The organism is Embleya sp. NPDC050154 (assembly GCF_044460165.1).
In the GTDB taxonomy this organism is placed as follows: domain Bacteria; phylum Actinomycetota; class Actinomycetes; order Streptomycetales; family Streptomycetaceae; genus Embleya.
This window is the reverse complement of sequence record NZ_JBITJP010000001.1, coordinates 538,931-554,783: the sequence shown is the minus strand read 5'-3', so window position 1 is coordinate 554,783 and position 15,853 is coordinate 538,931. Positions and strand designations below refer to the sequence as shown.

The 15,853-nt window shown below is 69.2% G+C and carries 11 protein-coding genes; 4 read left to right on the top strand and 7 right to left on the bottom strand.

The window, feature by feature from the left end; translation table 11 throughout:
• Positions 1–204 precede the first annotated feature (204 nt).
• The gene (locus ACIBSV_RS02555; protein WP_395859054.1) at positions 205–2,184 is read left to right on the top strand and encodes a hypothetical protein; all 1,980 of its coding nucleotides are present in this window, start codon (positions 205–207) and stop codon (positions 2,182–2,184) included.
• A gap of 437 nt (positions 2,185–2,621) precedes the next feature.
• Here the strand turns inward: ACIBSV_RS02555 and ACIBSV_RS02550 are convergent, their stop codons facing one another.
• Complete coding sequence (locus ACIBSV_RS02550) at positions 2,622–3,911, bottom strand: hypothetical protein (protein WP_395859053.1); 1,290 nt, start codon at positions 3,909–3,911, stop codon at positions 2,622–2,624.
• Entirely contained in the window at positions 3,911–4,738 is an 828-nt protein-coding gene (locus tag ACIBSV_RS02545; RefSeq protein WP_078980120.1) for a ParA family protein, read from the bottom strand. The genes ACIBSV_RS02550 and ACIBSV_RS02545 overlap by 1 nt, the downstream gene beginning before the upstream one ends.
• Positions 4,739–9,038: 4,300 nt before the next feature.
• On the opposite strand from ACIBSV_RS02545, the gene ACIBSV_RS02540 reads away from it, so the two are divergent.
• Complete coding sequence (locus ACIBSV_RS02540; protein WP_395859052.1) at positions 9,039–9,866, top strand: SDR family oxidoreductase; 828 nt, start codon at positions 9,039–9,041, stop codon at positions 9,864–9,866.
• 91 nt (positions 9,867–9,957) lie between these two features.
• Here ACIBSV_RS02540 and ACIBSV_RS02535 read toward each other — a convergent pair whose 3' ends face one another.
• Complete coding sequence (locus tag ACIBSV_RS02535) at positions 9,958–10,353, bottom strand: RidA family protein (protein WP_395859322.1); 396 nt, start codon at positions 10,351–10,353, stop codon at positions 9,958–9,960.
• Positions 10,354–10,493: 140 nt separating this feature from the next.
• Here ACIBSV_RS02535 and ACIBSV_RS02530 point away from each other — a divergent pair, with 140 nt between their 5' ends.
• A complete protein-coding gene (locus tag ACIBSV_RS02530) occupies positions 10,494–11,468 on the top strand; it encodes a helix-turn-helix transcriptional regulator (protein ID WP_395859051.1) in 975 nt (324 codons plus the stop codon).
• A gap of 201 nt (positions 11,469–11,669) precedes the next feature.
• Positions 11,670–12,239: a GNAT family N-acetyltransferase gene (locus ACIBSV_RS02525; RefSeq protein ID WP_395859050.1), complete on the top strand. Its 570-nt coding sequence runs from the start codon at positions 11,670–11,672 to the stop codon at positions 12,237–12,239.
• 347 nt (positions 12,240–12,586) lie between these two features.
• On the opposite strand, the gene ACIBSV_RS02520 is transcribed toward ACIBSV_RS02525, so the two are convergent.
• The 4 genes from ACIBSV_RS02520 to ACIBSV_RS02505 all read right to left on the bottom strand — a co-directional run bounded on the left by ACIBSV_RS02520 (position 12,587) and on the right by ACIBSV_RS02505 (position 15,667).
• Positions 12,587–12,991 carry a RidA family protein gene (locus ACIBSV_RS02520; RefSeq protein WP_395859049.1) on the bottom strand — a complete coding sequence of 135 codons (405 nt, stop codon included), beginning with the start codon at positions 12,989–12,991 and terminating at the stop codon, positions 12,587–12,589.
• A 106-nt stretch (positions 12,992–13,097) separates the two neighbouring features.
• A complete protein-coding gene (locus ACIBSV_RS02515; protein ID WP_395859048.1) occupies positions 13,098–14,225 on the bottom strand; it encodes an MFS transporter in 1,128 nt (375 codons plus the stop codon).
• A gap of 498 nt (positions 14,226–14,723) precedes the next feature.
• Positions 14,724–15,230 carry a hypothetical protein gene (locus tag ACIBSV_RS02510; protein WP_395859047.1) on the bottom strand — a complete coding sequence of 169 codons (507 nt, stop codon included), beginning with the start codon at positions 15,228–15,230 and terminating at the stop codon, positions 14,724–14,726.
• A complete protein-coding gene (locus tag ACIBSV_RS02505; protein WP_331771136.1) occupies positions 15,227–15,667 on the bottom strand; it encodes an RNA polymerase sigma factor in 441 nt (146 codons plus the stop codon). The genes ACIBSV_RS02510 and ACIBSV_RS02505 overlap by 4 nt, the downstream gene beginning before the upstream one ends.
• Positions 15,668–15,853: the final 186 nt, after the last annotated feature.

The window sequence follows — 15,853 nt, the reverse complement described above, 5'->3', positions numbered from 1 at the left end:
AGGCCTGTCAGCCGCTTACACAACCGAACAGTGAGACCCAGCCGTTCCGGTACTTCCACGCGCCGAACGGTCGGGTCAGCCATACCTCTTTCTCTTCACCAGCTTCAGGAGCAGATCATACCTGCGATCCCCGAGGCAGGCCCAGTGCTGTCTTCAGCCAGGTCCTTGCCCTCTTCAAGTGTGCCCGAATCCTCTGGATTCACGATGCAGGCTCGGGTCCGCGCCGCCTTGCGCGCCGCGCGCGTTCGCGTCGGTGGCGCCCGAGGCGTCGATCCGACCATGCCGGACTCGGTCCGCCGCGCCTCCGTCAAGGTCCCGCTGTGTGTGGTGACCGGCGAGGCGTACAGCGACCTGGCCTTCGTCTTCGCCGCCAAGGTCGGCCATCTCGCGGCCGGCCCGAATCAGCCCGGCTGCATCGCCGACCTGACCACCATCGCCCGCTACCTGGGCCTGACCGTGCGCTCGGTGACCCAGCCCGACGGCCGGGTCGCGCTCAAGGCGCCGTCGTCCCTGTACGCCGCGCAGAAGCAGCTCACCGCCGGCGAGGAACTGACCGTCGTACGCCGCACCAAGCCTTCCGGTACCGGGACTTCGGCCGTTCGCCGGTTGCGCACACCGGAGAAGGGCGAACCGTGGGTGATGGTGCCCGTGGCCCTCCTGGGCGCGGTGCCGCACCGGCACGCACGGGCGTACGCGGTCATCTGCTATGCCCGGGCCCGGGGTCACCACCTGACCTACGCGGAGCTCGCCGACGTGCTCCGACACCAGTCCGGCCGCCGGATCGGCGAGCCGGTGAGCGTTCGCGCAGCCCGCGGCGTGGTCTCCGACCTGGAACGTTGGGGCTGGGTGGAGGTGGGCCGTCGCGAAGGGTGGCAGGGCCGCAACATGCTCGTGCCGCTCCGACCGTTCGAGCACCCGAGCGAACACGAGTCGGCGGCGGCCGCGGGTGTGGACACCGAGGCGATCGAGCCGGTGGACATCTTCGCCGGAGATTTTTCCGAGGAGGGGACTGCGGAGGGCGCTCGGAACGACAGCGCGGAGTCTTCCGCGGCCGGTAGCGCGGAACTCTGCGCGAAGGGGAGCGCGGAAGAGACGGGGGGAAAGCCTGCGAGGGAGTTCGGTGCGACGAGCGAGCCGAACAAGGCGAGCGGGATCGTCGAGGCCGTCGAGGCCGTCGAGGCCGTCGAGACCTTCCGCGACGGGGCCGCGGGGGAGTCGCGAGCGGCTGCCGCGACGCTTCCCGCGGCCCGTTCCGCGATGCCCTCGAAGACCGCTTCGCGAACCGGTCTCGTGGGCCCGTCCGAGTCGCCCCAGAACGGTATTTCGGCAGGTCGGAGCCTATGTGCGGAGGGTCAATGGACGTCGGGTGCGCAGGGGGTTGGGACCTCCGTCACGTATAAGGAAGACACTCCGATTGACCTACAGATGAACGCGGACTCCCGAGGGGGTTCCGCCCGAAGGGCGTCTTGCGGAGTAGACGGGCGCGAGCCCGCGACAAGCCCGCGATCGGCCTTCACGACGACCCCTGCGAATGGGGCGCCTGCGGCGGAACCCCGTCGAACTCGACACGTGACGGCGTCGAACCACCGGACCACCATCTCCGCAACGGCTGCGAAGGCGTTCGCCGGAATCGGCCCGCTGGTAGCCAGGATGAGCACCGGACAGCGGGTTCTCGCCGCCGGCCTGGTGGACCGCGCCGTGGCCGAAGTGGGCGACGCGGACCGGGTCTTCGCCCGGCTGGCGGACCGCTGGCGGACCCAGGAAGGGGCCGTCAGGAGCCCCATGGGTTGGCTGGACGGTCGAGGGCTGGCCCGGCGTGGCTGCGCCGATCCGAACTGCGAGGACGGCCGCCTGTGGCTGCCCGCGAGCGGTCCCGGCGTCGGGGTGGCCGGCGACCCGTATGCCTGCCGCAACTGCGCCCGCCAGGACGAGGATCGGCGGGCGGCGGCGGACGACCGCTTCGGTGCCGAGCGGCGTGCCGCGTACCGGTCCCGGCAGGTGGAGGCACCGGTCGTGCCGGCCCGACGGACGCCGACTCCGGCGCCGATCGGCACCTGCGACGACTGCGACAGGGCGGTTCGGGGGCTCCGGGAGGACGGGGTCTGCGCCGAGTGCCGTGAGGACCGTGAGGCAGCGGCCGAGGCTGCGGGAAGCGCGCCCCGAGCCCTTCAGTCGGCGTTCTGAGCGCCTTCGGTGCGGTCGGCGGGAGTTCGGTGGCCTTGGGGTCTGTGATGGCCTCAGCGGGCCGTTCAGCGACTTTGCAGTGATCGGGCGAGGTGGTGCGAGGCGGCGTTCGGCTTTGGTGAGAAAGCCCCCGAGCGCTGATGAATAGGGCGAATAGGTTTATTCGGGCGGGCTGTTCGCGTCGCGGCCGGTGGCCGGGCATGCGGACGGCGGAGCGAGGCTCGACGCGGTCCTGGCGAGATGCTCGGGCTCGGGCTTTTGCCGGGACTTGCGTTCAGGAAGCCGAGGGGGCTTGGCCGGCGATCGTGCGAGGAAGGCACGTGGGCTGCCGCTCGGTCGGGTTCGGCGCTTGCGCGCCCGTGCTCGTGGAGGGGCACATGAGTGCGCCGTCGGCGAGCACGGGGGACTGGATGGCCTCCGTGCCCGCCGACGGCGGGTTACTGCTGGGGCGAGAAGATCTCGGGGCGGCCGAGGGCGCCCTCGGCGTCGAGACGTTCGAGGAACAGTTCGACGGCGGCCGAGAACAGGTACACGACCAAACCCCGCTTCTCGGTCGCGGTGAGTTCGGTGTCGAGGTCGCGCGCGAGTTCGTACACGGCCGGGCTGACCCGGTAGCTGGAGGACTGGCTGGGGTCGGTGATACCGCCCCTGGCACGCAGGAACGAGCGGATCATCTCGATCTGCTCGTCGTTGTCGTCGGGGAGTTCGAGCAAAGCGGCGTTGAGGTAGTGGCCGAGGGCCAGCCGCCGGTTCTGCGACGAGCGCTTGTCGGCTGTCAGCCGCTTGCCCAGGCGTGCCTTGACGTCGGGCAGGAGCCGGAATCCCCAGGTCTCCCAGCCCTTGGAGTTTATCCGTGCGTCGAGAAAGCTATCGAGCAGCGACGCGTGCGCCGACTGCCCGCCGGCACCGCTGCCGACCGTGCTCGGCGCGGCGGGTGCCGGAGCGGGAGCGCTGCGCCGAGGAGCGCGGGCGGCCGGGGCCTTGGCGGGGGCGGATGCCTTCGCCGGCTGGGGAGCCGGGGTCCGAACCGGCTCTGCGGTACGGGGGGTGGTTTCGGCAACCGGGGCGGGGTCGGGGGCTCTTGCGGGCTCCGGCTCCGACTGTGAGGTCGGCATGGGTGCCGGTTGGGCGGTCGGGTGCGGAGCCGGCTCGGGCTCGGGCCGGGCCGCCTCGAGGCGAGGTGCCGGGGTGGGAGCCGGCTCCGGCTCGGGTGTGGCTTCCGGCCGGGGGTTCGGGGTGGCGGCTGCCGTCGCCGGTTCCGAGGACGGCTCCGCGGTCACGGGCTCGGCGGCCACAGGCTCGGGCTCGGGTGCCGAGACGGACTCGGCGGCCGCGGCCGCGACCGCGACGGGCTCCTGCGCAGGCGAAACCGTGCTTTCGGAGGCTCGCGGGGCTTCCTCACGCGCGGCCGCCGGGGCGGGAGCCTCCTCGACGGCGGGCGCCGCGGCGGCGTGTACCGGCTCGGGCTCGGGGGCGTGAGCCGGCTCGGGTTCGGGAGCCGGTACGGCGGTTGCCGCGTTCTTGAACGGCGGCCCCGAGGTCGTGCCGCCGGACGTGCCGCTGCCGCCGCCCATCTGTGCGAGGAGCGCCGCCGTCGAATCGGTGCCCGAGTTGAGGAAGCTGCCGTTCATGGCGTCCTGCAGCGCAGCCGCCAGGACCGACGACTGGACGGCGGGGGCCTTCCGGGCTTTGGCCCTCGACTTGGGCGCGGGCTTCTCGTCTGTCATCAGGCTGCCTGCTTCACACGGTCGAACAGTTCGATGGCCAGCTCGGTGTAGGCAACGCTCGCGGCGATGTTCGGTTGCTCTATGCAGACGGGGCGCCCGATCTCGTACGCCTGCGAGATCCGGCTGTCCCGGCGGATCTGCGTCTGGAAGGGGTCGAGGCCGTAGTCGGCCAGCCGCTGCTCGACCTGGTCGTCCTCGCTGGTGCGGCGGGACGGGGCATTGGCCTTGTTGATGACCGTGCCGAGGAAGCGCGGCTCGCACTCGCCGAGGGTGCGCTCTGAGGTGGCCGCCGTCAGGCCCTTGATCACCGCAGCGCCCTGGACGGTCGCGTACAGCGGTTCGCACACCGCGACCACGAAGTCGGCGGCGGCGAGGGCGACCGCGGACAGGGCGCTGACGCTGGGCGGGGTGTCGATCAGGATGATCGTGGGGGTACGGCGGATGGGTTCCAGGATGCGCCGCAGGATGCCGGTGGTGGAGAAGTCCATCCCGGCGATCTTGCGCTCCGCGTCGACCATGGTGCTCTGCACCGAGCCGAAGAGGCTGAGGCTGCCGGTGGTCTCGAACGACTTCAGCAGTTCGCTGCGGTCGAAGATCATCTCCGGTACGTCGGGCGTCATGCCGTTCAGCTGGGCGTACAGCGCGAAGCCGACCGAACGCTGGGGCTGCGGGACCACGCCGAGCGCGACGCCGGCCTGGGCCTGCGGCTCGAGGTCGACCACGAGGGCGTGAAAGCCGTTGATCGCCAGAGCGCTCGCGAGGTTCACCGTCGTCGTCGTCTTCCCGGGACCCCCCTTCTGGCTGGCCACCGCCACTACTGCACCCATGGTGCGTCCTCTCCAGGTAGAGCGGCCGAACGCCTGCGGGAGCCGGGTTTCTGCCCGGTGGCCTGTCAGAGCCGTCCACTGCACCTGACAGGGAAGACGACGTACCTCCGGGGTAGCTGCTCGATACTTCCGTCGGAAGCCCGAAAACGCAACGAACCAGGATCTAGCGGGCAGAACCTTCAAGACGTCCTTGAGGGGTCCGACCTAAGTTTTGTCTGTCAGGTTAGCAGCGGAATCCCAAAATTCACTGTGACACTCGAAAAACCCACCCGTATGTCCCGGTTAACCCGTTTGGTCGGGCGAAACAGCGCCCCCAACAGACTCTTTTGGCGCACGAATTGCCGATCGAACTCTCGATTTATGAGGCACCCGTTCGACATATCGAGACACAGGCCGAATCGTCGACCTGGGCGATCCCTCGGACACCCCCCGAACGGGCCGGCGCCCACCCCCCGGACGGACGCCTCATCCCGCACCCGAGCCCCTGATTGACCGGTCGAGTGACACCCCCACCCCACCGCCGCAGCATGCCGCCCCTCGACCACTCCTCGACCGGGCCCCCGAAATCACCCGAGAGAGGGCCCGGTCGGGCGTGTCGCGACTCCGGCGGTCGCGACGGGCACCGCGCAACACGGGTGCGGTTCGGCCGGGTTGGCGGGGTGGCCGGCACAGCACGGATGGCTTCCGGGGGTGGTGCGGTACCCGGCAATTTGGTGATGGGACGGGGCGAGCGCGTTCGATCGTGTGGGTCCCGGGTCCGCCCACGCGCGCGCCGACGGGTGAGTGAATCTCGGAACCAGTCGCCAAGCCGGCCGAGCGACGGCCTGCCGGATGCGCCTCGGCCTGCGGCGAAGTCGCACCACTCGATCCGCAGCCGGGCAGGCCGGCCGTTGTTCCCGGAAGCTCCCGAGCGGCTGTTGACGCAAGGGCCGGGCGCGGTCGCGGACCGAGCATGCTGCCGCCCCGCCATGGCCGGGGCGCGATCGGCCCGGCCCGGTGGACGCGGGACCCACACGCTCGACCACCCCACGCCGTCCCATCACCAACGCGACCGTCATGCCATCCGCGCTTGCACATGTCGACCGCCCGTCTTTCCGCCCGGTGATCGGTTCGACCCGACGCCGGTCGGTCCGCCCGCCGTCCTGCTCGCGCGCCGTTCCGTCGCGTTACCCGGCCGCTCGCCCAGGCGTCGGTACGTCGGTCGGTCGGTCCGCCCGCCGGTCGAGCCCGTCGTTGTGCGCTGGGCGGAGCGCTCTGTCGAGCGTGTGGGCCGTAGGACGGTCGCCCGCATGCGCGGATGTGCGTTCCGCCCGTCCGGGCCGCCACAGAGGCGTTGAGAGGCCGTCCCGGCCGTGGTGCCACACGCGCGTCGTGCGCTTGCGTGTGTCGGCCGTCCGCCGAGTCGATGGCCGACCCGAACGTGTACCCCTTCGGCTGTCGGTCGTTCGCGTGCGGCGTCGCTCGGGCGTTCCGCCGCATCGGCCGCACATCGAGTCGGCCGCACATCGCATCGGCCGTTCCGAGATCCGTTGGCCGGTTGGTCGCAAGGCCGGTTGCTCGCAAGACTGTCGGATCGGGCCGTACGCAGGCCCGTCCGGAGGGGCGACCGTCCGCCCGACGGCCCATGGACCAGCCGACCGACCGGCCCGTACGCAGACCCGGTCGGCCATCCGCCCGTCGTTCCGACCGCAGACCCACCGCCGGTCAGGAAGAGCGAGCCGGCCGGCCGTAGATCGATCCCTCCGCCCGGCCATCGCTCCACACGTCCGCCCACCCGCACGTGCACCCAGCCGGCTGTGCACCCGAGCATCGCTCCGTCCGTATGTCGCTCCGTCCGTCCGTCGATCCATCCGACCGCAGGTCCATCCGTCGTTCGTTCCGCCCGCATGCCCATCCATCCGCATGCCCATCCATCCGCACGCCCGTCCCACCCAACACCCGCCCGTCCAGGCATACGCACGCACGGTCACTCGTCCGCCCACCGAGGCAGCCATCGAGCCGCAGACCCACTTATCCGCCCACCCGTCGTTTCGGCCGACCGCCCGCACATTCATCCAGCGTTCTGCCCGAAGGCACATCCCTCCAGCTGTCCACCCAAACACACGTCCATCCAACCGCACACCGGCCCGAACACCCGTGCATCTGTCGATCGATCCATCCGCACACACGGTGATCCATCCGCACAACCGTCGTTCCACCCGAACGCCCAGCCATTCGTACATCCACCCCTACAGCCGACCATCCACCCGCACATAGGCACAGCCACAGCAACGCCCACACCTACATCCAGCCATCCACCGATACATCCGACCGAACGTCTGCCCACCCATTGCGACACTCATAGAGCCGTGCATCCGTAGACAGATACGCACGCCCGACCGTAGGTCCACCCATTGATCCGTGCGCCCGACCGCAGATCCACAGACACATCCACACGTCCAAGCATCCACCCGCACATCCAGCGCAACAGACGCCCGCACACCCGCCCGCACAGCCGCCGTTTTAGTGTTGCAGTGTTCCGAACATACCCCGCTTCGTCACATTGAACATCTACACGAACATGTACGCGCACTTACGCTCATGCAGCTTAGCGAACATCTCTATGAACATGATGCGCACCATCTCATGACACATACTTCGCTCCAGATGCCGCAACAATCTCCGTTGCATGAGTTGTGAATTTGTGAAATTGCCAGGTCAGAGGCCATATATGCACCTGGCAGTTGGGCCCAAGCTCCGTTGTCCCGACCACGTGGGTCGTCCCTCGAGTACCAGAAGAAAGTATCGACAGGTGCCGATCGATCGTCCGTCAGTGTCCACTGGAAGCCAGAGCTGAACGGCTAGCCCTACCCTTCACCACGTCGGCCTTCGAGTGTCCACTCCAACGTTGGGAGCGCACACGCCTGCCGACCTCGCCAGCCCCAGCCTCGGGCAGTACATATCGCCGAAGCCCCACGGCCAAGAACACCCGAAGGCTGCCGTCGGAGCGTCGCCAGACGACGTGCTTCAGGACCACGAAGCTCTCCCCGCCGAGGTCACGGCTGAAGACTACGCGAGTCCGGCTCCCCCTCCGAACCCCGAGAAATGAGTGCACGAGGACTGTTCCTGATGGGAAAGCCATCATCAGCCTGCGTACGCATCCCACCTCGCAGCGCCCAGACAAGCAGACCAGGTACCCGAAATGCCACCCACGAGCCTGCCTCGCTACATCGCGGGAGGCTCCTTCAGCGTGAACAGGGTGCGCAAATCCGCGCACAGCCATGCGGTAAGCCACCCGCAGGGCCCAGCCGGCAAGGTCCGTTCGAACAACGACGGCTCGGTCACCGGCACCGCCACCACCGTTGCCATCGCCCGTACCCGCCCCGGACAAGACAGACGCGGCTTGCGGCGGCGGCCCATTGCCCAGCTACTCCGGTCCACGCCCCCATTGCTCGACCCCTTCCGACCCACCACCGGAGCCATGATCGAGCGCATCCACGCCCCTCCAGCCGGCAGAGCTCCGGATTACGCCGAGGGCGCGCACGCTCGGGCACCCAAACCACGAACCCCGGCCCGGGGTCGGACGCACCGCAACCCCCGCCGGCGCCAACCCCCGCCGGCGCCGCAACCCGCACCCTGCATTCCGCGGGAGGTCACGGCCGCAGCAAGGTTGACGAGGGCAACCGCCCGATCGCCGGCAAGGTCGAGGGGCCGGTCCTGCGGCAGCGGCTCGCCCGAAAGACTCCGTGCCCAGCGGTTCGTCTCAACAACGCCGGCCGGAGCGGGATGACAACAGTGAGCCGACCGCGGCTCGGTACCGAGGGGCGGAAGGACGTTCTCAACGTCGCGCACCGCGAAACGCGCGTACATGGATCTGGGATCAGGATTGCTTCGGCGTCCACCGGTTGTTGCTGCGCGAACGCCGGCACCTGCGACAACGAAGTTCGGCGGCAAACCCGGCAACACGTTCAGGCCGGCGCGCGAGATCGTGTTCCTTCGCTGAGAGCCATGGCAGAAACCCGATCACCAGCCCGCAGACCCCCTCTGACCTGGGCTTTTGTTCGAATTCCCGCGTGCGGCGCGATCTGTTGATGCCCGGTGTGATTCCCTGCGTTTCCTCAAATCAGGCCCTCAGAGCGCCATCTGACGCATCATCGCAGGTCAGAGCCTTGTCCGGGAGGCCGAGAGGGTGCCTGGCTTGATCCGATGTGACCGAGTAGCCGATTTGGTCCCTCGAGCGCCGGGGCCGGCTCCGCGGATCGTCGGATCGTCCCGGCAACCGGATGACGTGACGCAACGTGGGATCCTAACGTGGCGGATCATGAACATCCTGATCGTAGGTGGCAGTGGCTTCCTCGGCCGCGAACTGGCCCGGCAGGCAGTGACAACCGGACACGCCGTGACGGCAACCTTCGCGACCACCGCAGGTGACATCCCCGGTGTTCACTGGCTGCCCCTGGACCTGCGCCACAGCGAGGAGATCACGTCGGCGCTCGCGCGGGCCCGGCCGGACGTCGTCATCAACGCGGCGTCTCGCAAGGCCGACTGGGCAACTACGGCCGATGGCGCGATCGGCCTGGCGATGGCCGTCACCCGGCAGGGAGGCCGACTGGTGCACGTATCCAGTGACGCCGTCTTCTCCGGCGCCGCCATCCGCTATGACGAATCCGCTACACCGGATCCGATTACCCCTTACGGAGCCGCGAAGGCTGCGGCCGAAACAGCGATCCGGATACTCGCGCCGGCCGCCGTCATTGCCCGTACCTCGTTGATCATCGGCGAAGGTGATTCCGAGCACGAGGCGCTCATCCACGATCTGGCCGCCGGGCGACGAGATGGCGTGCTGTTCACCGATGACATTCGGTGCCCCGTTCATGGCACCGACCTCGCCCAGGCCCTTCTCGAGCTGACCACCTCCGATCACACAGGCGTGTGCCATCTCGCCGGGTCGGACGCGATCAGCCGCCATGAACTCGGTGTCCTGATCGCCGACCGAGACGGACTGGACCACGCCCAACTGACCGCAGGCCGCCGCGCCGACACCGGTCCCCCGGGCCCACTGGACGTCCGCTTGGACAGCACCCGGACGCAACGCACGTTGCACACCACGCTGCGCGGCGCCCGCGACTTCCTACGCCGCGAGCAGTGACTCGTACGCCTTTTCCACGCCCCGGGCCATCCGCGCCCCTGCTGCCCGTGCCGGTTCGACCGGCACGGGCAGCAGGGGCGGCGAAGTCACATCACGCGACGGCGGTTCCCTCGAGTTCGACCATCTGGCCGGGGATCGCCAGTCGCGTCACCCCGAGCATCGTGGTGGTCGGCGCCACCCCGGCGGCGCCCAATCGCGCCGCCAGTTCGCCGTAGTGCCGGAAAAGCAGATCGACGTCGGTCGTGTAGACGTTGAGCCGGATCAGGTTCGCGAGGGACATGCCGGCCTCGCCGAGTACGGCCTCCAGGTTGTCGATGCTCAACGCCAACTGCGCGGCCATGTCACCGTCATGCTGGGGCTTGCCGTCGCCACTCATCGCGGTCTGCCCCGAAATGTACAGGGTCCGTGTGTGTCCGGAGACGACCTCGCCCTGGTTGAACCCCATGTCCACCGACCATGCCACCGGGTTGACCGCCGTTCGTTCCATTGCTTCGTGGCTCCATTCGATTCGCTTCATGGGGAGTGCGTACGTCCATCGGCTCGGTAGCCGCCGGTTTCGACGTCGCATTGACGAGCCTCTCAACAAATCACGACACCCTTGGTCATGTATTTGGTTAGAGTTCTCGCATGCGCGCCGACCGATTGGTTTCGCTGGTGCTACTGCTGCGCCAGCGTGGTCGGTTGACCGCGGACACGCTGGCCCGCGAGTTGGGGGTATCCACCCGCACCGTGCTGCGCGATATCGAGGCGCTGTCCGGGGCCGGCGTTCCGGTCTACGCCGAGCGCGGCCGGCACGGCGGTTTCGCGTTGTTGCCCGGTTTCCGGACCGAGCTCACCGGGCTGAACCACGACGAGGCCCTGGCCCTGTTGACCGCCGGATCGGGGCGCGGCGAGCTGGTATTCGGTCTCGGCTCGGCGCTCGCGTCGGCCATGCGGAAGGTGGTCGACGCGCTGCCTGAGGGGCACCGGGCCACCGCGAGCGACGCTGCCCAGCGATTTCTCGTCGACCCGGAGACCGACCTGCTCTCACGCCGGCTGGCCGCCGATGACGTACCCGACAGCACAATGATCGAGCTCCGGCGCGCGGTGCTCGCCGGACACAAGCTGCGCATCCACTACGCGGCCACCGGCCAGGAGCCACAGTGGCGCACGGTGGACCCGATCGGCCTGGTCACCGTACGCGACCGGGGCTATTTGCTGGCCACAAGATCCGGCGCGGACCGCACCTACCGGCTGTCTCGGGTATTGGCCGCCGAGGAACTCCCCGAAGCGGCACAGCGGCCGGACCGGGTCGATCTGGACCGGGCCTGGCAGGAACGCAGCACGCGGTTCCGGACCGGCGGCGACCAAGTCGCCGTGCTGCTAAGGGTGAACCCGGCGCGACGGGAGGAGCTGGTGGGTACCGCGCTGGCCGTCCTCGCCGAGGAAGCCGACGCAGATGGCCGGTTGCGGCTGGAAGTGACCTTCCAGGATTCACGACACGCCGAATGGGCCCTGTGGCAGCTCGGCATGGACGCGGAAGCCCTGGCCCCGCAAGCGCTGCGGATCGCCCTCCGCAACCGTGCCGCCGCGATGGCCACCCGCTACGGAGACTCTCTCTGAGCCGAAGGCTCCAGCGAGCTGCTCGTTGCCCGCCGTATCCGGCTCGTTCGACATCGACTCGCGCCTGGTGGCCGGCCTTCGAGCAGCGCGGCGTTGCTCGGCTTCTCCTCGCGCGGGCGCTCGTGCGGATGGGGCTGGAACGGGTCGTGGTTCTTCCGTACTTCGTTGCGGGGAGTCGGTCTGCGAACGATCATGGCCGTCATGGCGCAACCGAGTCGGATCATCGAATGTGGAGACTTTGTTCTGCGACGCTGGCGGGTGGAGAGCGACTTCGCTTCCGCTTTCACGTTGATCGAGGAGTCTCTGGAGCATCTGCGTCCCTGGGAGCCGTGGGTCGCCGGCCACAGTGAGGAGACAACCCGCGGCCTCCTGGCGAAGTCCGAGGCGAGGTGGGAGAGCGGTGACGTGTACAACTACGCCATTGCCAAGGACGGCACCCCCGTCGGCATGTGCCAGACCTCCCGCGGGACCGAGCCCCAGGGGCGGCGCATGGGGTATTGGCTGCACCCTGCCGCCACCGGACAGGGCATCGCCACGAGGGCGACCGCGGCCCTGATAGCCGAGATGTTCACCCTGCCGGACGTGGAATACCTGGAGATCGCACACGACTTGGCCAACATCTCCAGCGCCGCCATACCGCGCCGATTGGGCTTCACCGAAATCCGGCGTGAACAGGCGAGGCCACCCGTAGCGCCTGCCGGCACCGGGATCGACGTGATCTGGCGGCTGAACCGTCCGACGCCGCCCGTCGACGGCACTCGCCGCCCCTGAAATACCGGGCCCGTCGCGCTCGGTTCCTGTCCTTTCGCGGCCAACGCGACGTCCCCATGGGCGCCAGACGGATTGTCGTGGGACGGAGACGGCTGCCGTGGTGTGCGGTCTCGATGGCCACACCCTGGAGGGCGTGTTCGTGGCGTCGCCCGCTTGCTCGATCGGGCCGGGGCTCGTGAGGGCGATCCGTATCGGGGTAGGTACGCCGCCGCGCGGGTGCCTCGTGGGCCTGGTCCTTTGGTCGTGCTTGGTCGGGTGGCCCGTCCTGAGCGTGCGTGGCCCGACACCCCCAGGGGTGCCGGGCCACGGCTTCGCAGGTTCGGGTGAGTCCAATTGGACTCGGACTGTCAGCGGCGGACGGCGAGTGCGTCGACTTCGAAGAGCATGTCGGGCAGCGCCAGGGCGGCGACACCGAGGAGGGTTTGGGCCGGGGGCTTGTCACCCCAGATGCGGGTGATCACCGTGAGGAGCGCTTCGAGCTTTGCGTGGTCGTGGTCGACGATGTACGTGCCGAGGCGGGCCACGTCCTGGAAGCCCAGGCCCGCTGCGGCCAACGCGGTGCCCAGATTGGCGAAGGAGCGTTCCACCTGGGCTGCGAAGTCCGATGATTCGACCGCGCCGGTCTGGTCGGAGCCGTACTGGCCGGCGATGAAGACCAGGTCGGGATTGGGCGCGTCGACGACGTGGCTGTAGCCGAATGCCACCGGGTTGTGCAGGTCGGCCGGGTTGGTGATGGTGATGGAGCCGCTCATGGTCTGGTTCTCCCTGGTGTGATGGTGGTTCCGGAGTCGGTGTTTCAGGAACCGGTCGTTCGGAGCTGGTTGTTCGGAACGGGTTGTTCGTGCGGTGGGTGAGGCGTCATCGGTCGGTGAGGCGCCATCGGTCCGCGGTCGGGCGGCGGGCGGCGGCTGCGGTCAGGGCGGTGAGGAGAGCGAGCGCGGCGCCCAGCCACGGGGCAGCGGCGGTGGCGATGTTGTCGACGGCGAGGGCGCCGAGGAGGGCGCCGAGGGCGATGGACAGGTTGAAGACGGCGACGAACAGGGACGTTGCCGCTTCGGTGGCCTTCGGCGCCGCAGTGAGCATCCAGGTCTGCAGGCTCACGGGTGCGCCGCCGTAGGCGAAGCCCCACACGATCAGCAGGGCGATGCCGGCTGCCGGGACGTCGTGCAGGAGGGCGAGCAGGGTCAGGGCCACGGTCAGGGTGGTGGTGATCGCGAGGAGCGTGCGCCGGGCGTCGCGGGAGGCTCGGGTGCCCGCCGCGAAGTTGCCGGCGACACCGGCCACGCCGTAGCCGAGGAGCAGGACACCGATCAGGCCGTCGTCGACGCCGGCCACGTCCCGCAGGATGGGGCGGACGAAGGTGTACGCGACGAAGTGGCCGGTGATCAGCAGGAATGTGAGCGCCAGCCCCGCTCGTACGCCGGGGTTGTCGCGGCCGAGCCGGGACAGGTCGCGGAACGTCATCCGCCGGGCGGAGGCTTCCGTGGGCAGCGGTGGCAGCAGGAACACCAGGACCACGAGCGCGACCAGGCCCAACGCGCCGACGGCAGCGAAGGCGGCGCGCCAGCCGGTGAGTTCGCCCATGAAGGTGCCTGCCGGGACACCCAGTACGGACGCGGTGGAGACGCCGCCGAAGACCACGGCGGTGGCTCGGGCGACCTGTGCCGGGGGCACCAGGCGCAGGGCCAGGCCGCCCGCGATCGCCCAGAAGCCGCCGACGCCCACGCCGACCAGTACGCGGGCGACCAGGACCACCGCGAAGTTCGGCGCCGTCGCGCAGGCCAGGTTGGCGATGCCGACGAGGGCGATCAGCGCCGCGAGCAGTGCGCGGCGATCCAGCCGGCCGGCGGTCACGGCGATCACGGGAGCGGCGAACGCGGCGACGATTCCGGGGGCGGTGACCATCAGGCCGGCCGTGCCCGCGGAGACGTCCAGCGTGGTTCCGACCGGGGTCAGGAGGCCGACCGGCAGCAGCTCGGAAGTCATGAGGGAGAAGATCCCGAGCGCGACCGCACCGACGGCAAGCCAGGCGCGGAGCATCGACGGGGGAGATGGAGATGGAGATGGAGGTGGCGTGAGCGAGTGGGGAGGTGGCGTGGGAGGTGGTGGTTGCGAGGGTGTGTCGGGATGGGACCGAGGTCGGGTTTCGATACTGGCTCGGGGTTTCGTTTCGGACCGGCCTCGGGATTCGAGCCGGGAGTCGGCGTGGGGGCGGGGGTTCGGGATCTGCTTATTCACGATGTTTGATATCCAGAATCTAAATCGTCGGACATCCCTTGATGAGAGAGATGCGGGCACGGTTCCCCGGGTCGGCGGATCCACGGAAGTGGGAAGCCAATGCCGTGCCGTCGTGGTTTTATTCTGGATCTTCTCTATCCAGAATTCAAGTCTCGCTTCGGATCCGGCCCACTCGCCTCCTCCCTCCTCTCCTCACTCGCACCACCGGTCCATGATTTTGCTTCTCGGGGGGCGGTGGCTTGGGAGTCAGGGGGTGGTGATGGTTTGGTTCAGGCGGGTCAGGGCTTGGTGTAGTTCGCGAGCGGTGCCGATGGGCAGGATGGCCGCTCGGCCGGGGACTCGTACGCCGCCGGTGAGGGCGACCCGGGTGGTGTCGCCTTCCGGTACGGCCGCCATGCCGATGATCACGAATCGGCTTTGCAGCCAGCACCAGCCCGGGCGCAGGATGCCGTCGAAGCGGGCCCGCATGCCATAGCGGCTGCGCGCGTGGGCCTCGACGCGGTCGCCTTCGCGCCGGGTGACCCGTACGTGGCGCATGTCCGGTTGGAACCGACCGAAGCCGTCCTCCAGATCGCCCATCACGGCCCAGACGTCGGCGAACGGTGCCGGGATCACGCCCTCGACGACGCGCGCGCCGGGGATGCCGGCGGTCAGCGCCCGGAGGCGGCCGACCGCGTCGATCAGGCCGGGGTCGATGGCGCCGGACTCGACGCTGCCGGACTCGACGCTGCGAGGGTCGAGTGGCTCGGTCATGCCGTCCACATCCTTCGGAATCCGGCCCGGGCGCGATGCAGCCGGGACTTGACGGTGCCTTCGGGTACGCCGAGCAGGTCCGCGGCGGTTTGTTCGTCCAGGCCCTCGACGTCGCGCAGGACCAGTACGGCGCGGTGCTCGGGGGAGAGCCTGGCCAGTACGTCGTTGATGTCGGCGGCGAGTTGGGGGTCGCCCGGTGCGGGGAGTTCGGTCGATTCGACGGGGGTGTCGCGGCCTGCGCGGCGGGCGATGCGGACCGCCTCGCGGGCCGCGATGGCGCGAACCCAGCCGTACAGCGCTTCCGGTTCGTCCAGGGTGCGCAGCGCGCGGAAGACGACGACCAGGGTTTCCTGGACCGCGTCCTGGCGGGCGTCCAGGGCGATCGGGCCGCAGATGGTGGTGACGTAGGGGATCAGGTGATCGAGCAGGTCGCTCATCGCGATGGTGTCGCCGCGGCGGGCGGCGCGGGCGAGAGCGACGCCGCGCGTGCGACGGTCGGTTGCTTGGCTTTTCGGTGTTTGCTCCCGCGTCGTTTGCTCGCGGGTGGTTCGGTCTCGGGTGGTTTTATCTCGGCTTGTTCGGTCTTCGGGTTTCGCGTCTGCGGTGGTTCGGTCTGCCGTGGT